Genomic DNA, 14,494 nt, shown 5'->3' with positions numbered 1-14,494 from the left:
TTTACTCCAGTGTCGAGGCGCTAAATGTCCTCTAGTTTGGCAGATGTAGCCATAGGGATTCCTGCAAGCGCGGCCTAATCTTGGCGGATAACACCTGAGGTCGTACCCATGGACCTGATCCTGCTGGCCGTGCCGTTTTTCTTCGTGCTGATCGCCGTCGAACTGCTGGCCGACCGTGTGCGCGGCCAGCGCAACTTCACCCTGGCTGACTCGATCAACAGCCTCAGCACCGGTGCGCTGTCGACCAGTACCGGGTTGCTGACCAAAGGGGTGGGGCTGGTGACCTATGCCCTGGCGTTCGAGCACATGGCGTTGCTGCGCCTGCCGCCGCAGGCCTGGTGGGTGTGGCTGCTGGCCTTTGTCCTGTACGACTTCTGCTACTACTGGCTGCATCGTCTTGGCCACGAGCGCAACGTGCTGTGGGCTGCGCACTCGGTGCATCACCAGAGCGAGGAATACAACCTCACCACGGCGCTGCGCCAGACCAGCAGCGGGTTCATCTTCTCGTGGCTGTTCTACCTGCCGCTGGCGTTGCTCGGTGTGCCGCCGCTGGTGTTCATCACGGTGGCGTCGCTCAACCTGCTGTACCAGTTCTGGGTGCATACCCGGCACATTCCCAAGCTGGGCTGGCTTGAGTGGGTGTTGATCACGCCATCCAACCATCGCGTCCACCATGCGCAAAATCCTGCTTACTTGGATCGCAATTACGGCGGCGTGTTCATTCTCTGGGATCGTCTGTTCGGCACCTTCAAAGAGGAAGACCCGGCCGAGCCGGTGGTGTTCGGGGTAACCACGCCGCTGGCCAGCTGGAACCCGCTGTGGGCCAATCTGCAGTTCTATGCCCAGCTCTGGCACGACGCCCGTCGCGCCGGCAGCCTGTGGGACAAACTGCGCATCTGGTTCATGCCCACCGGCTGGCGCCCGGCCGATGTGGCTGCACGCTACCCGCAGGCCAAGCAGGACCTGGCGTTGTTTCGCAAGTTCGAGGTTGCCCTGGGCCGAGCGCAGCAGGCCTATGTGGCGGCGCAATTCGTGGGTTACGTGGCGCTGGGCAGCTATCTGATGGAGGTGGCCGAACGCGTGCCAACCTCCGCCCTGGTACTCGGCTGGGCGCTGATGGCGTTTGGCTTGTTCGTGCTTGGCGCGCTGCTGGAGAACCGGCCATGGGCCGTGCGCCTGGAGCTGGTACGGTTGCTGGCGAATGCGCCGGCGCTGTACCTGGCCGGCGCACTGGGCCTAGCGGTGGTCGTGCCGCTGGCCTGGTTGCTGCTCGTGGCTTACAGCCTGCTCAGCCTCTGGGGCCTGGGCCTTGCCCGCCGCCTTGCGCTCCGCGCGCAACGTGCGGAAGCGCCGGCGCAGCCACAGCAGGCCGCCCAGCGCCAACAGGCCACCGAGCACCCATAGCTCGTAGCGCTTCACGTTGCCCAGCAGGCCTTCGAGGATGGCGCCGAAGTGATACGCGGCCGCGCCCAGGGCCACTGCCCAGATGGCCGCGCCAAGACCATTCAGCAGCAGATAGCGGCGTGGCGGGTAGCCGGACAGGCCAATGGCCACCGGCATGACCGTGCGCAGGCCATAGACGAAGCGGAAACTCAGTACCCAGATGTCGGGATGGCGACGGATGTGGTCCAGCGCCCGGTCACCCATCGCCTGCCAGCGCGGTTTGCGTGCCAGGATCCTGCGCCCGTGGCGACGGCCCATGAAGTACCACAGCTGGTCGCCGGCATAGCTGCCGAAAAACGCCACCAGGCACACCAGGTTGATATCCATGTAACCGCGGAACGCAAGGAATCCCGCAAGCACCAGAATGGTCTCGCCTTCGAAGAAGGTGCCTAGAAAAAGGGCGAAGTAGCCGAAATCCTGCAGGAATTGTTGAAGCATTTTCTGAGGTGCTGGCGAAATGAACGCGAAGCCTACCCCTTCGCGCGCGTTCGTGAAAGTGTCCAAATGTGTCTCGACATGAACAATTCCTGCTCGGAGAATGCCAGAAGCCACGCGCCATGGCTTGCCCTGGCATGTAACACAGGCGTCATAATGGGCGCTTATCTTGCCGCTCAATAGATGATAGGGCGTTAACGTCCTCAGGAACGCCAGATGAATAATGAAGTGCTAACCCCTGTCGCGATCAAGGATGCCCAGGAGCTCCCCGAAGAGATGGTGCAGACCCCGCCAGACCTGCCGCCGGCGCCCCTGCCTGCCGCGGAACCGGTGGCAGAAACTGCGGCTCCGGCACCCGCGCCGGCCCCGGCAATCATCATCCCAGGCCTGGACGACAGCAGCCTGTACATTCATCGCGAGCTCTCGCAGCTGCAGTTCAATATCCGTGTGCTGGAACAGGCGCTGGACGAGAGCTACCCGCTGCTCGAACGCCTCAAGTTCCTGTTGATCTTCTCCAGCAACCTCGACGAGTTCTTCGAGATCCGCGTCGCTGGCCTGAAGAAGCAGATCAACTTCGCCCGTGAGCAGGCCGGTGCCGACGGCCTGCAGCCGCACCAGGCGCTGGCACGCATCAGCGACCTGGTGCACAGCGAAGTGGAGCGCCAGTACGCGATCCTCAACGACGTGCTGCTGCCAGAGCTGGAAAAGCACCATATCCGCTTCATCCGCCGGCGTTACTGGACACCCAAGCTCAAGACCTGGGTGCGCCGCTACTTCCGCGACGAAATCGCCCCGATCATCACCCCGATCGGCCTCGACCCGACCCACCCGTTCCCGCTGCTGGTGAACAAGAGCCTCAACTTCATCGTCGAGCTCGAGGGTGTCGACGCCTTCGGCCGCGATTCGGGCCTGGCGATCATCCCGGCCCCGCGCCTGCTGCCGCGGGTCATCCGGGTGCCGGAAGAGGTGGGTGGCCCGGGCGCCAACTATGTGTTCCTGTCGTCGATGATTCACGCGCACGCCGACGACCTGTTCCAGGGCATGAAGGTGAAGGGCTGCTATCAGTTCCGCCTGACCCGTAACGCCGACCTGGCGCTGGACTCCGAAGAGGTCGACGACCTGGCCCGCGCCCTGCGCGGCGAGCTGTTCTCGCGCCGCTACGGTGACGCTGTGCGCCTGGAGGTGGCCGACACCTGCCCGAAACACCTGTCGGACTACCTGCTCAAGCAGTTCAGCCTCAGCGAAAGCGAGCTGTACCAGGTCAACGGCCCGGTCAACCTTACCCGCCTGTTCAGCATCACCGGCCTGGACAGCCACCCCGAGCTGCAGTACACGCCGTTCACCCCGGCGATCCCCAAGCTGCTGCAGAACGCCGACAACATCTTCAGCGTGATCGGCAAGCAGGACATTCTGCTGATGCACCCGTTCGAGTCCTTCACCCCGGTGATCGACCTGCTGCGCCAGGCCGCCAAGGACCCGCACGTGCTTGCCGTGCGCCAGACCCTGTACCGTTCCGGGGCCAACTCGGAAATCGTCGACGCGCTGGTGGACGCAGCACGTAACGGCAAGGAGGTCACTGCGGTGATCGAGTTGCGGGCGCGCTTCGACGAAGAGTCCAACCTGCAGATGGCCAGCCGACTGCAAGCGGCCGGTGCGGTGGTGATCTACGGCGTGGTCGGCTTCAAGACCCACGCCAAGATGATGCTGATCCTGCGCCGCGAGCAGGGCGAGATCGTGCGTTATGCGCACCTGGGCACTGGCAACTACCACGCCGGCAACGCCCGCCTGTACACCGACTACAGCCTGCTGACATCCGACGACGCCCTCACCGAGGACGTCGGCAAGCTGTTCAGCCAGCTGATCGGCATGGGCAAGACCCTGCGCATGAAGAAACTGCTGCACGCGCCGTTCACCCTGAAGAAGGGCATGCTCGACATGATCGCGCGGGAAACCCAGTTCGCCCTCGAAGGCAAGCCGGCGCATATCATCGCCAAGTTCAACTCGCTGACCGACGCCAAGGTCATCAAGGCGCTGTACAAGGCCAGCCAGTCGGGCGTGAAGATCGACCTGGTGGTGCGTGGTATGTGCTGCCTGCGCCCAGGCATTCCGGGGGTATCGCACAACATCCAGGTGCGTTCGATCATCGGCCGTTTCCTCGAGCACACGCGGGTGTTCTACTTCCTCAATGGCGGCGAAGAGCAGATCTACCTGTCCAGTGCCGACTGGATGGAGCGCAACCTCGACAAGCGTGTCGAGACCTGCTTCCCGGTGGAAGGCAAGAAGCTGTTGCTGCGGGTGAAGAAGGAGCTGGAAGGCTACCTGACCGACAACACCCACGCCTGGACCCTGCAGCCGGACGGGCGCTACGTGCGCAGCACGCCGACCGGCAACCAGAACCCGCGCAGTGCCCAGGCGACCCTGCTGGAGCGCCTGAGCAACCCGGTCCTCAACGTACGCTGAGGACGAAGCCGACCCGGGCCAGCCACTCCGCCTCGTTGGCGAAGTCGGCCTGGGTCAGCTGGTTCTGTTCCAGCCAGCCCTCAGGGAAGGCCACATCGAGGCTGCTGTCGGCAGCCTTGAGCTCGACCTTCGGCATCTGCTGGTTGCCACGGATGTGGTGGAACAGGATGGCGAAGCGCAGCAGCACGCACAGGCGCAGCAGCTTGACCCCTTCCTCACCCAGCTCGGCGATCTTGTCCTTGGGGATGTTGCGGCGGTGGCCGCGCACCAGCAAGGCCATCATTTGCTGGTCCTCGCGGGAGAAGCCCGACAGGTCGGAGTGTTCGATCAGGTAGGCGCCGTGCTTGTGATAGTGGTAGTGGGCGATATCCAGGCCGATTTCGTGCACTTTCGCCGCCCAGCCCAGCAGATCGCGCCAATTCCCGTCTTTGAGGTCCCACGCGTCGGCCACCTGGTCGAAGGCGTGCAATGCCTTGCGCTCGACGCGCGCAGCCTGGCCCTGGTCCACGTGGTAGCGCTCCATCAGCGAGTTCAGGGTGCGTTCGCGCACGTCTTCGTGGTGGTGGCGGCCCAGCAGGTCGAACAGCACGCCTTCGCGCAGGGCGCCGTCGCAGTGTTCCATGCGCTGCAGTTCCAGGGCATCGAAGATCGCTTCGAGAATCGCCAGGCCCGCCGGGAAGATGGTGCGGCGGTCCGGCTTGACGCCTTCGAAGTCGATCTTGTCGACCTCGCCAAGCTTGAACAGCTTGCGCTTGACCCAGGCCAGCCCCTCGGCGTTGACCTCGCCATTGCCCAGGCCGCCTGCCTTGATGGCGGCGCCGATGGCACGAATGGTACCGGACGAGCCGATGGCCTCGTCCCAGGTCAGGCGGTGCAGGGCATTCTCGATGCTCATCAGCTCGAGGCGCGCTGCGGTGTAGGCCTGCGCGTAGCGAGCCGGGGTGATCTTGCCGTCGCGGAAGTAGCGCTGGGTGAAACTGACGCAGCCCATCTGCAGGCTTTCGCGCAGCAGCGGCTCGAAGCGCTGGCCGATGATGAACTCGGTACTGCCGCCGCCGATATCGGCGACCAGGCGCTTGCCGGGTGTATCGGCCAGGGTGTGCGACACGCCCAGGTAGATCAGGCGCGCTTCTTCACGGCCGGAGATCACCTCGACCGGGTGGCCAAGGATGGCTTCGGCGCGCTGGATGAATTCGTTGCGGTTGCGCGCTTCGCGCAAGGCGTTGGTACCGACGATGCGCACCGAGCCTGCCGGCATGCCGTTGATCAGTTGGGAAAAGCGCTTGAGGCAATCCAGGCCTCGTTCCATTGCCTCTTCACTGAGCTTGCGTTCTTCGTCGATGCCAGCGGCCAGCTGAACCTTCTCGCCGAGCCGCTCGAGAATGCGGATTTCGGTATGGTGGGCCTTGGCCACGACCATGTGAAAGCTGTTGGAGCCAAGGTCGATGGCGGCGATCAGGGACAGGTTCTTCGCGATGGTTTGCGGCATGATCTGGTTGTTCTCGGTCGTTAACCCGGCAATCGTGCCACGATAGCAGGCTGTCGCCAACGCGTGGTACATAGCCGTTGAGCTGGCCTTGATGCAAGGCAATGTGCCATTCGATGCTATGACGTTTGTATGACAGTTTCGATTCGTGGCGTCTTGCACAACTATAGTTACACTCAATCGTCCGTGGCTTCCTGTCGGGCGTGGGTGCGGCTATCATGGGCCACGTTTTTTTGCTTACGACCCTGGAGATATCCATGAGCAGCGATCTGATCAAACATGTCACCGACGCCTCCTTCGAAGCCGATGTCCTGAAGGCCGAAGGCGCGGTATTGGTCGACTACTGGGCTGAATGGTGCGGTCCATGCAAGATGATCGCTCCAGTACTGGACGACATCGCCGCTACCTACAACGGCAAACTGACCGTCGCCAAGCTGAACATCGACGAGAACCAGGAAACCCCGGCCAAGCACGGCGTGCGTGGTATCCCGACGCTGATGCTGTTCAAGAACGGCAACGTCGAAGCCACCAAGGTCGGCGCCCTGTCCAAATCGCAGCTGGCCGCGTTCCTCGACGCCCACCTGTGATATGAAAAAGCCCCGCAGATGCGGGGCTTTTCTTTGCCCGAAGGGCCTGTGGGAGCGGGTTTACCCGCGAATTCGATGCCGAACCCGCTGCCGCCTTCGCGGGTAAACCCGCTCCCACATGGCACGATTTACCCGGTCAAAACCACTAGACGTCGAAAAAAGCAAGTGTTACATTCGGCCTCGCACTGCTTCTCCAGTGCCCTCTACACGCCGTCGCCGAAGCATCCCTAATTCGAATCAGTACGCGATCCTGTCGCCATCTAGCGGCGCGGCCTCATTAAGCCAGAAGCTTAATTCTCCCTTCTTACATGATTACGTCACTCCCCTTATGAACCTGACTGAACTCAAGCAAAAGCCGATTACCGATCTTTTGGAAATGGCCGAACAGATGGGCATCGAAAACATGGCCCGTTCGCGCAAACAGGACGTGATTTTCGCCCTGCTGAAGAAGCACGCGAAAAGCGGCGAAGAGATCTCGGGTGACGGCGTGCTGGAGATTCTCCAGGATGGTTTCGGTTTCCTGCGTTCGGCTGATGCGTCCTACCTGGCCGGCCCTGACGATATCTACGTCTCGCCCAGCCAGATCCGCCGCTTCAACCTGCGTACCGGTGACACCATCGTCGGCAAGATCCGCCCGCCGAAGGAAGGGGAGCGTTACTTCGCCCTGCTGAAGGTCGACACCATCAACTTCGACCGCCCGGAAAACGCGAAGAACAAGATCCTGTTCGAAAACCTGACGCCGCTGTTCCCGAACAAGCGCCTGAAGATGGAAGCCGGTAACGGCTCCACCGAAGACCTGACCGGCCGCGTCATCGACCTGTGCGCCCCGATCGGCAAAGGCCAGCGTGGCCTGATCGTTGCTCCGCCGAAAGCGGGCAAGACGATCATGCTGCAGAACATCGCGGCCAACATCACCCGCAACAACCCCGAGTGCCACCTGATCGTTCTGCTGATCGACGAGCGCCCGGAAGAAGTGACCGAAATGCAGCGCACCGTGCGCGGCGAAGTGGTTGCTTCCACCTTCGACGAGCCGCCAACCCGCCACGTGCAGGTTGCCGAAATGGTGATCGAGAAGGCCAAGCGCCTGGTCGAGCACAAGAAGGATGTGGTCATCCTGCTGGACTCCATCACCCGTCTGGCGCGTGCCTACAACACCGTGATCCCGAGCTCCGGCAAGGTACTGACCGGTGGTGTCGACGCCCACGCCCTGGAGAAGCCGAAGCGCTTCTTCGGTGCCGCGCGTAACATCGAGGAAGGCGGTTCGCTGACCATCATCGCCACCGCGCTGGTCGAAACCGGCTCGAAGATGGACGAAGTGATCTACGAAGAGTTCAAGGGCACCGGCAACATGGAGCTGCCGCTGGACCGCCGCATCGCCGAGAAGCGCGTGTTCCCGGCCATCAACATCAACCGTTCCGGTACCCGTCGCGAAGAGCTGCTGACCGCCGACGACGAACTGCAGCGCATGTGGATCCTGCGCAAGCTGCTGCACCCGATGGACGAAATCGCCGCCATCGAGTTCCTGGTCGACAAGCTCAAGCAGACCAAGACCAACGACGAGTTCTTCCTGTCGATGAAGCGCAAGTAAGCGTTTCAGGCCGGAATTGATTGGGGCCGCTTCGCGCCCCATTGCGATACAAGGCCGCTCCTACAGGGGAATGCGTAATCCTGTAGGAGCGGCCTTGTATCGCGATGGGGCGCGAAGCGGCCCCAAGTCATTTTTGGCTATTAGGCACTGAACGGCGCTACACTCTGCACCCCCGACCGATACGGCCAACACGAGGCTCCTGCATGCAGTATCGCGACTTGCGCGACTTCATCCGTGGCCTGGAACAGCGCGGCGAGCTCAAGCGCATCCAGGTTCCGATCTCCCCCGTCCTGGAAATGACCGAGGTCTGCGACCGCACCTTGCGTGCCAAGGGCCCTGCATTGCTGTTCGAAAAGCCCACCGGCTTCGACATCCCGGTGCTGGGTAACCTGTTCGGCACCCCGGAGCGCGTGGCCATGGGCATGGGCGCCGAGTCGGTCGATGAACTGCGGGAAATCGGCAAGCTGCTGGCCTTCCTCAAGGAGCCTGAGCCGCCGAAGGGCCTGAAGGATGCCTGGTCCAAGCTGCCGATCTTCAAGAAAGTCGTGTCGATGGCGCCGAAGGTGGTCAAGGACGCGGTGTGTCAGGAAGTGGTGGTCGAGGGGGACGATGTCGACCTCGGCGCTCTGCCGATCCAGCACTGCTGGCCGGGCGACGTGGCGCCGCTGATCACCTGGGGCCTCACCGTCACCCGCGGCCCGAACAAGGACCGCCAGAACCTGGGCATCTACCGCCAGCAGGTGATCGGCCGCAACAAGGTCATCATGCGCTGGCTCAGCCACCGTGGCGGGGCCCTGGACTACCGCGAATGGTGCGAGAAGAACCCTGGCCAGCCGTTCCCGGTCGCCGTGGCCCTGGGCGCTGACCCGGCCACTATCCTCGGCGCCGTGACCCCGGTACCGGACACCCTCTCCGAGTACGCCTTCGCCGGCCTGCTGCGCGGCAACCGTACCGAACTGGTCAAGTGCCGGGGCAGCAACCTGCAGGTACCGGCCACCGCCGAAATCATCCTGGAAGGCGTGATCCACCCGGGCGAAATGGCCCCGGAAGGCCCGTACGGCGACCACACCGGCTACTACAACGAAGTGGACAGCTTCCCGGTGTTCACCGTCGAGCGCATCACCCATCGGCAGAAACCGATCTACCACAGCACCTACACCGGCCGCCCGCCAGATGAGCCGGCGATCCTCGGCGTGGCGCTGAACGAAGTGTTCGTGCCGATCCTGCAGAAGCAGTTCCCGGAAATCGTCGATTTCTACCTGCCGCCGGAAGGCTGCTCGTACCGCATGGCGGTGGTGACCATGAAGAAGCAGTACCCGGGCCACGCCAAGCGCGTGATGCTGGGTGTGTGGTCGTTCCTGCGACAGTTCATGTACACCAAGTTCGTTATTGTCACCGATGACGATATCAATGCCCGCGACTGGAACGATGTGATCTGGGCCATCACCACGCGCATGGACCCCAAGCGTGATACGGTGATGATTGACAACACCCCGATCGACTACCTGGACTTCGCGTCGCCGGTATCAGGTCTGGGGTCGAAGATGGGCCTGGACGCCACGCACAAGTGGCCGGGCGAGACTACACGCGAATGGGGACGGGTCATCGTCAAGGACGAAGCCGTCACCCGCCGTATCGATGAGCTGTGGGATCAGTTGGGAATAGATTGATGCAGGTAACGTTGCAGCCGTCCGGGGCGGTGCTGGCGCTCGAACCCGGGGAACGGATCCTGGATGGAGCGCGGCGGCTGGGCTATGACTGCCCGAACAGCTGCCGCAATGGCAATTGCCATGTCTGCGCCGCGTTGTTGGTCGAAGGCCGGGTACGCCAGGACGGTGAAGTCCGCGACCATGGCGAGCTGTTCACCTGCATTGCCGAACCGCTGGAGGACTGCGTGTTGCTCTGGGATGGTGTGCTCGCCCTGGGCGAGTTGCCGGTGCGCAAACTGGCGTGCAGTGTCAGTGAGTGCGTCGAGGTCGGTGGCGACGTCTGGCGCGTGCGATTGCGCGCGCCGGCGGGCAGGCCGCCGCGCTACCACGCGGGGCAGTACCTGATGATCGAGCGCGAAGGCGGCAAGCAGGCGGCGTTTTCGCTGGCCTCCGCACCCCATGCCGGGCGCGAGCTGGAGCTGCATGTGCTGGCGCGCGAGCCCAGTGCGGTACAACTTATCGAGCAGCTCAAGCGCGACGGCCTGGCGCGCATCGAAATGCCGTTCGGCGACACCCACCTGGCCGAGTTGCCCGATGGGCCGCTGGTGCTGATCGCTGCTGGCACCGGCATGGGCCAGATGCACAGCCTGGTCGAGCATTGCCGGGCTCAGGGTTTCAAGCACCCGGTGCACCTGTACTGGGGCGTGCGCCGGCCCGAGGACTTCTACCAGATCGAGCACTGGGACGAATGGCAGCGCCTGCCCAACCTGTTCCTGCATCAGGTGGTCAGCGACCTGTGCGGTTGGGAAGGCCGTTGCGGCATGCTGCATGAGGCGGTCTGCGAGGACATCGCCAACCTCAACAGCGTGCATGTATATGCCAGCGGCTCGCCGAACATGATCTATGCCACGCTCGACGCCCTGGTCGAAGCCGGAATGGATGCGCACCGCATGCGCGCCGATGTGTTTGCCTACGCACCACGCGGCTAATAACCGAAGTTTGAAAGTGTGGGTATAAGGCGGTAATTGTTACCGCCTTGGCTAATAACTTTCACAGTTGCCGAAACAGTACTTTCCAGTCGTCGGGAGCGCGGATGAAACTCTGGCGCGAGGGCTTGAGTATTCCTGCACTTCTGTCCTATGGTTACTGCAAGCGCCCTTGGTACAGAGGCTGGGGGCGCATCGTAATCGAATCTCGCTACATCCGTAGTTCACAGGGATAATGGCGGCAGCTTATGTCGGCACTTGAAAGTATGTCCTGGGAAGTTTCATATCCACCGACACTCGACTTCGGTCAGCAACATACCCGCGAACAGTTGTTCAATTCCATGAAGACAACCATGTCTCGCCATCAGGGTGGGCCGGTGTGGTTGTTCGCCTATGGTTCGTTGATCTGGCGACCGGAGTGCAACTCGGTGGAGCGCCAACGCGCGCGGGTACATGGTTACCACCGTGGTTTGTACCTGTGGTCGCACGAACACCGCGGCACCCCGGAAACCCCCGGGCTGGTGTTCGGCCTGGACCGTGGGGGCTCCTGCAGTGGTTTTGCCTACCGGCTGGATGAAAGCAGCCTGGACGAGTCGCTGATGGCCCTGTGGCAGCGCGAGATGCCGTACCCGGCGTACCGGCCGCACTGGCTCAGTTGCCGGTTGGGTGATGGCAGCAAGGTGCAGGCCCTGGGCTTCGTGCTGGAGCGGCATCTGCCGTGCTATGCCGGGAACCTGCCGGACACCCTGCTCAGCCAGATCCTGGCCAGTGCCAAGGGGCGCTATGGCACCACGCGTGATTATGTCGAACAGACCTTGAATGCCCTGCGCAGCCACCAGATGCCCGATCGCAACCTGGAGGCGCGGTTCAGGCGCTGCCATAACCTGCGCGAAGTTTGATTAGCCTGCACCGGCCTCTTCGCGGGCACGCCCGCTCCCACAGGATCACCACAGCCTCGAACGGCATGGTATTCCTGTGGGAGCGGGCGTGCCCGCGAAAAGGCCGGAACTGTCTTACCTGGCCAGCACCACCAACTTACCCACAGCCTGACGCTGCCCCAACTTTTCAATGGCAGCCCCTGCCTCAGCCAGTGGATAAGTCTGCGACACCAGCGGCTTCAACTTGCCTTCGGCATGCCATGCAAACAGCTGCCGGAAGTTGGCCGCATTGTCCTCCGGCTGGCGCTGGGCAAACGCCCCCCAGAACACCCCGAGCACCGCCGCGCCCTTGAGCAACACCAGGTTGGCCGCCAGCTGCGGGATGGTCCCGCTGGCAAAACCCACCACCAGCAACCGGCCATTCCAGGCCAGCCCGCGCACTGCCTGCTCGAACAACTCGCCACCCACCGGGTCGTAGATCACGTCCACGCCCTGGCCGCCGGTCAGGCGCTTGATCTCGTCACGCAGGCTGGCCTGGCTGTAGTCGATCAGTTCATCCGCGCCGGCTGCCTTGGCCACGGCCAGTTTTTCCGCACTGCTGGCGGCCGCGATCACCCGCGCGCCCATGGCCTTGCCGATCTCCACCGCCGCCAGGCCGACCCCGCCGGACGCGCCCAGCACCAGCAGGGTCTCGCCCGCCTGCAACTGGCCGCGCTGGCGCAGGGCGTGCATGGAGGTGCCGTAGGTCATGCCGAATGCCGCTGCGGTGGTGAAGTCCATGCTCGGCGGGATCGGCAGCACATTGTAGAACGGCACCGCCACCTGCTCGGCGAATGCACCCCAGCCGGTCAGCGCCATGACCCGGTCGCCGACCTTGAACGCGCCGGCCTTTTCCCCGACGGCGGCCACCACGCCCGCTGCCTCGCCGCCGGGTGAGAACGGCAACGGTGGCTGGAACTGGTACTTGCCTTCGATGATCAGGGTGTCGGGGAAGTTGACCCCGGCGGCCTGCACATCGAGCAGGATCTCGTTTTTCTTCGGCACCGGGCTGGCCACCTCTTCCAGCACCAGGTCGCGCGCCGGGCCCAGGGTTTTGCACAACACAGCTTTCATCGGGGCTATTCCTTTGCGGGTCGTGGCCGATAAGTGTAGGAGGGCCGCCTGCACGGTCAACGAGCATGGGGCGCCCTGATGTGCAGGCATAAGTGGCGGCACAAGCCCGGGCTTGGGTTTGAGCGGCATGCTGGGTAAGCTGGCGCCAACTGTATTGAGGAGCAAATTCGTGAAAGCGTGGATCTTGATGGTGCTGGCGCTGCTAATGCCGGCTGCGGCCATGGCCGAGGAAGCCAAGGAAGGGGCGCCAAAAGTCGCCTACATCAGCCTGAGCCCGCCCTTTGTCGGCAACTACGCCCTCGACGGCAGCCCGCGGCTGCGCGTGTACAAGGCCGACGTGGCCCTGCGCGTGACCGGCGACGAAGCCGCCAAGGCGGTGAAGCACCACGAGCCGCTGATCCGCAACCAGCTGGTGGCGCTGTTCACCCAACAGTCGGTGGACAGCATGAGCAACGTCGAGGCCAAGGAGCATCTTCGCCAGGAAGCGCTGAAACAGGTGCAGCAGGTGATGGAAGCCGAAGAGGGCAAGCCGATCGTTGAAGACTTGCTGTTCAACAACCTGATCGTGCAGTGACCGGCAAGCCGGCTCTCTCAGGAACAGCGCAATCCGCACTGTGGCGCGATCCCTGTGGGAGCGGCTTTAGCCGCGAAGAATCCAACGCGGTGCATGGCACCGGCTGCGCCGGTGTTCGCGGGTAAACCCGCTCCCACAGGAATCGCGCAATCTTTCAGATTTTGAGCCGGGTATGCGCGGATCAGGACGCCAGGCTTCGGCGGAACCGCGCCAGCGCCACACCGAACAACACCAGCCCGATCACGGCCAGTGCCAGGATGTCCGGCCACACCACCGTCCATCCGGCATCACGGAACAGGATTGCGGCGCCAAGGCTGACAAAGTGCGTCGACGGCGACCCTTGCATCACCCACTGCAGCCACTGCGGCATGCTGTCCAGCGGTGTGCTGCCGCCGGACAGCAACAGCATCGGGATGATCACCGGGATTGCCAGCAGGCCGAATTGTGGCGTCGAGCGCGCCAGTGTGGCGAGGAAGATGCCCAGTGCGGTGCTGGCGAACAGGTACAGCGCGGTCACGGCCAGGAACAGGCCCATCGAACCGGAGAGCGGCACGCCAAGCGCGCCCTTGACCACCACCACCAGCGAAATCCAGGTGCAGATCACCACCACCAGCGCGTTGCTGGCGATTTTCGCCAGCATGATTTCCAGCGCGGTCAGCGGCAGCACCAGCAGGTGGTCGAGGGTGCCGTGCTCGCGCTCGCGCAGCAACGCGGTGCCGGTGAGGATGATCGCCAGGATGGTGATGTTGTTGACGATCTGGATCACCGCCAGGAACCAGCCACCCTCCAGGTTGGGGTTGAACAGCGCCTTGGCGTTGATTAGCACCGGGCTCTGCGTGTTGTTGCGCTGGCTGTAGTCGAGCAACTCGCGTTCGAAGATACGGCCGATATAGCCGGCCCCCATGAACGCCTGACTCATGGCCGTGGCGTCGACATTGATCTGCAGTTCCGGCGAGCGCCCGGCCAGCAGGTCGCTCTGGAAATTCACCGGCACGTTGATCACGAAGGTGTACTGGCCGCTGTCCATGGCCTGGTCCAGGCGCCCCGGGGGCAGCGGCACGGCGGGCTGGAATTCGGGTGGTTGCAGGGCTTCGCCGAGCTTGCGTGACAGCAGGCTGTGGTCTTCGTCCACCACCGCGACGCTGGCGTTGTGCACGCCGATCACCGAGCCGGCTGCGGGCATGTAGATGGCCACGCTGAAGGCATACAGCAGGAACAACAGCAGCACGCTGTCATGGCGCAGGCTGGTCAGCTCTTTCAGGCCCAGGCGCAGGGTGTGGTTCAGGCGCGACATC

The 14,494-nt window shown here is 63.2% G+C and carries 11 protein-coding genes and 1 pseudogene; 8 read left to right on the top strand and 4 right to left on the bottom strand.

The genetic code is table 11. The features are described 5' to 3' along the window. Window positions 1-108: 108 nt before the first annotated feature. Window positions 109-687: pseudogene (locus ABNP31_RS25290) on the top strand (sterol desaturase family protein); the annotation flags it as partial. A gap of 549 nt (window positions 688-1,236) precedes the next feature. Here ABNP31_RS25290 and ABNP31_RS25285 read toward each other — a convergent pair. Further along, window positions 1,237-1,881, bottom strand: coding sequence for a DedA family protein (locus ABNP31_RS25285; RefSeq protein WP_085704029.1), 645 nt, complete (start codon window positions 1,879-1,881; stop codon window positions 1,237-1,239). 213 nt (window positions 1,882-2,094) lie between these two features. Between ABNP31_RS25285 and ppk1 the strand changes: the two genes are divergently transcribed. Continuing rightward, a complete protein-coding gene (gene ppk1, locus ABNP31_RS25280; protein WP_084785300.1) occupies window positions 2,095-4,338 on the top strand; it encodes a polyphosphate kinase 1 in 2,244 nt (747 codons plus the stop codon). Here the strand turns inward: ppk1 and ppx are convergent. Continuing rightward, window positions 4,325-5,827, bottom strand: a complete 1,503-nt coding sequence (gene ppx / locus ABNP31_RS25275; protein WP_085616076.1) for an exopolyphosphatase — start codon at window positions 5,825-5,827, stop codon at window positions 4,325-4,327. The two genes, ppk1 and ppx, sit on opposite strands and share 14 nt — an antisense overlap. A 254-nt stretch (window positions 5,828-6,081) precedes the next feature. Between ppx and trxA the strand changes: the two genes are divergently transcribed. The 5 genes from trxA (at window position 6,082) to ABNP31_RS25250 (ending at window position 11,533) form a co-directional block, all read left to right on the top strand. Beyond that, window positions 6,082-6,411, top strand: a complete 330-nt coding sequence (gene trxA, locus ABNP31_RS25270; protein WP_075046720.1) for a thioredoxin TrxA — start codon at window positions 6,082-6,084, stop codon at window positions 6,409-6,411. 328 nt (window positions 6,412-6,739) lie between these two features. After that, the gene (gene rho, locus ABNP31_RS25265) at window positions 6,740-7,999 is read left to right on the top strand and encodes a transcription termination factor Rho (RefSeq protein ID WP_003253661.1); all 1,260 of its coding nucleotides are present in this window, start codon (window positions 6,740-6,742) and stop codon (window positions 7,997-7,999) included. Between the two features lie 203 nt (window positions 8,000-8,202). Continuing rightward, a complete protein-coding gene (gene ubiD, locus ABNP31_RS25260; RefSeq protein ID WP_025341062.1) occupies window positions 8,203-9,669 on the top strand; it encodes a 4-hydroxy-3-polyprenylbenzoate decarboxylase in 1,467 nt (488 codons plus the stop codon). Continuing rightward, window positions 9,669-10,637 (top strand): CDP-6-deoxy-delta-3,4-glucoseen reductase, encoded by a 969-nt coding sequence (locus ABNP31_RS25255; protein ID WP_085664298.1) that lies wholly within the window; start codon window positions 9,669-9,671, stop codon window positions 10,635-10,637. The genes ubiD and ABNP31_RS25255 overlap by 1 nt, the downstream gene beginning before the upstream one ends. Window positions 10,638-10,882: 245 nt before the next feature. After that, on the top strand, window positions 10,883-11,533 hold the full coding sequence (locus ABNP31_RS25250; protein WP_025341060.1) for a gamma-glutamylcyclotransferase: 651 nt from the start codon (window positions 10,883-10,885) through the stop codon (window positions 11,531-11,533). Between the two features lie 114 nt (window positions 11,534-11,647). Here the strand turns inward: ABNP31_RS25250 and ABNP31_RS25245 are convergent, their stop codons facing one another. After that, on the bottom strand, window positions 11,648-12,625 hold the full coding sequence (locus tag ABNP31_RS25245) for an NADPH:quinone oxidoreductase family protein (RefSeq protein ID WP_025341059.1): 978 nt from the start codon (window positions 12,623-12,625) through the stop codon (window positions 11,648-11,650). Window positions 12,626-12,794: 169 nt separating this feature from the next. On the opposite strand from ABNP31_RS25245, the gene ABNP31_RS25240 reads away from it, so the two are divergent. Further along, window positions 12,795-13,199 carry a flagellar basal body-associated protein FliL gene (locus tag ABNP31_RS25240; protein ID WP_350012870.1) on the top strand — a complete coding sequence of 135 codons (405 nt, stop codon included), beginning with the start codon at window positions 12,795-12,797 and terminating at the stop codon, window positions 13,197-13,199. A gap of 181 nt (window positions 13,200-13,380) precedes the next feature. Here ABNP31_RS25240 and ABNP31_RS25235 read toward each other — a convergent pair whose 3' ends face one another. Further along, window positions 13,381-14,493, bottom strand: a complete 1,113-nt coding sequence (locus ABNP31_RS25235) for an ABC transporter permease (RefSeq protein ID WP_085664301.1) — start codon at window positions 14,491-14,493, stop codon at window positions 13,381-13,383. Window position 14,494 lies beyond the last annotated feature (1 nt).

Source organism: Pseudomonas asiatica (assembly GCF_040214835.1).
In the GTDB taxonomy this organism is placed as follows: domain Bacteria; phylum Pseudomonadota; class Gammaproteobacteria; order Pseudomonadales; family Pseudomonadaceae; genus Aquipseudomonas; species Aquipseudomonas putida_Z.
This window is presented reverse-complemented; position numbering and strand designations above follow the sequence as displayed.

Coding starts and splice junctions, on each gene's coding strand:
- ABNP31_RS25285 (WP_085704029.1), bottom strand. CDS start 1,881: ATGCTTCAACAATTCCTGCAGGATTTCGGCTACTTCGCCCTTTTTCTA.
- ppk1 (WP_084785300.1), top strand. CDS start 2,095: ATGAATAATGAAGTGCTAACCCCTGTCGCGATCAAGGATGCCCAGGAG.
- ppx (WP_085616076.1), bottom strand. CDS start 5,827: ATGCCGCAAACCATCGCGAAGAACCTGTCCCTGATCGCCGCCATCGAC.
- trxA (WP_075046720.1), top strand. CDS start 6,082: ATGAGCAGCGATCTGATCAAACATGTCACCGACGCCTCCTTCGAAGCC.
- rho (WP_003253661.1), top strand. CDS start 6,740: ATGAACCTGACTGAACTCAAGCAAAAGCCGATTACCGATCTTTTGGAA.
- ubiD (WP_025341062.1), top strand. CDS start 8,203: ATGCAGTATCGCGACTTGCGCGACTTCATCCGTGGCCTGGAACAGCGC.
- ABNP31_RS25255 (WP_085664298.1), top strand. CDS start 9,669: ATGCAGGTAACGTTGCAGCCGTCCGGGGCGGTGCTGGCGCTCGAACCC.
- ABNP31_RS25250 (WP_025341060.1), top strand. CDS start 10,883: ATGTCGGCACTTGAAAGTATGTCCTGGGAAGTTTCATATCCACCGACA.
- ABNP31_RS25245 (WP_025341059.1), bottom strand. CDS start 12,625: ATGAAAGCTGTGTTGTGCAAAACCCTGGGCCCGGCGCGCGACCTGGTG.
- ABNP31_RS25235 (WP_085664301.1), bottom strand. CDS start 14,493: ATGTCGCGCCTGAACCACACCCTGCGCCTGGGCCTGAAAGAGCTGACC.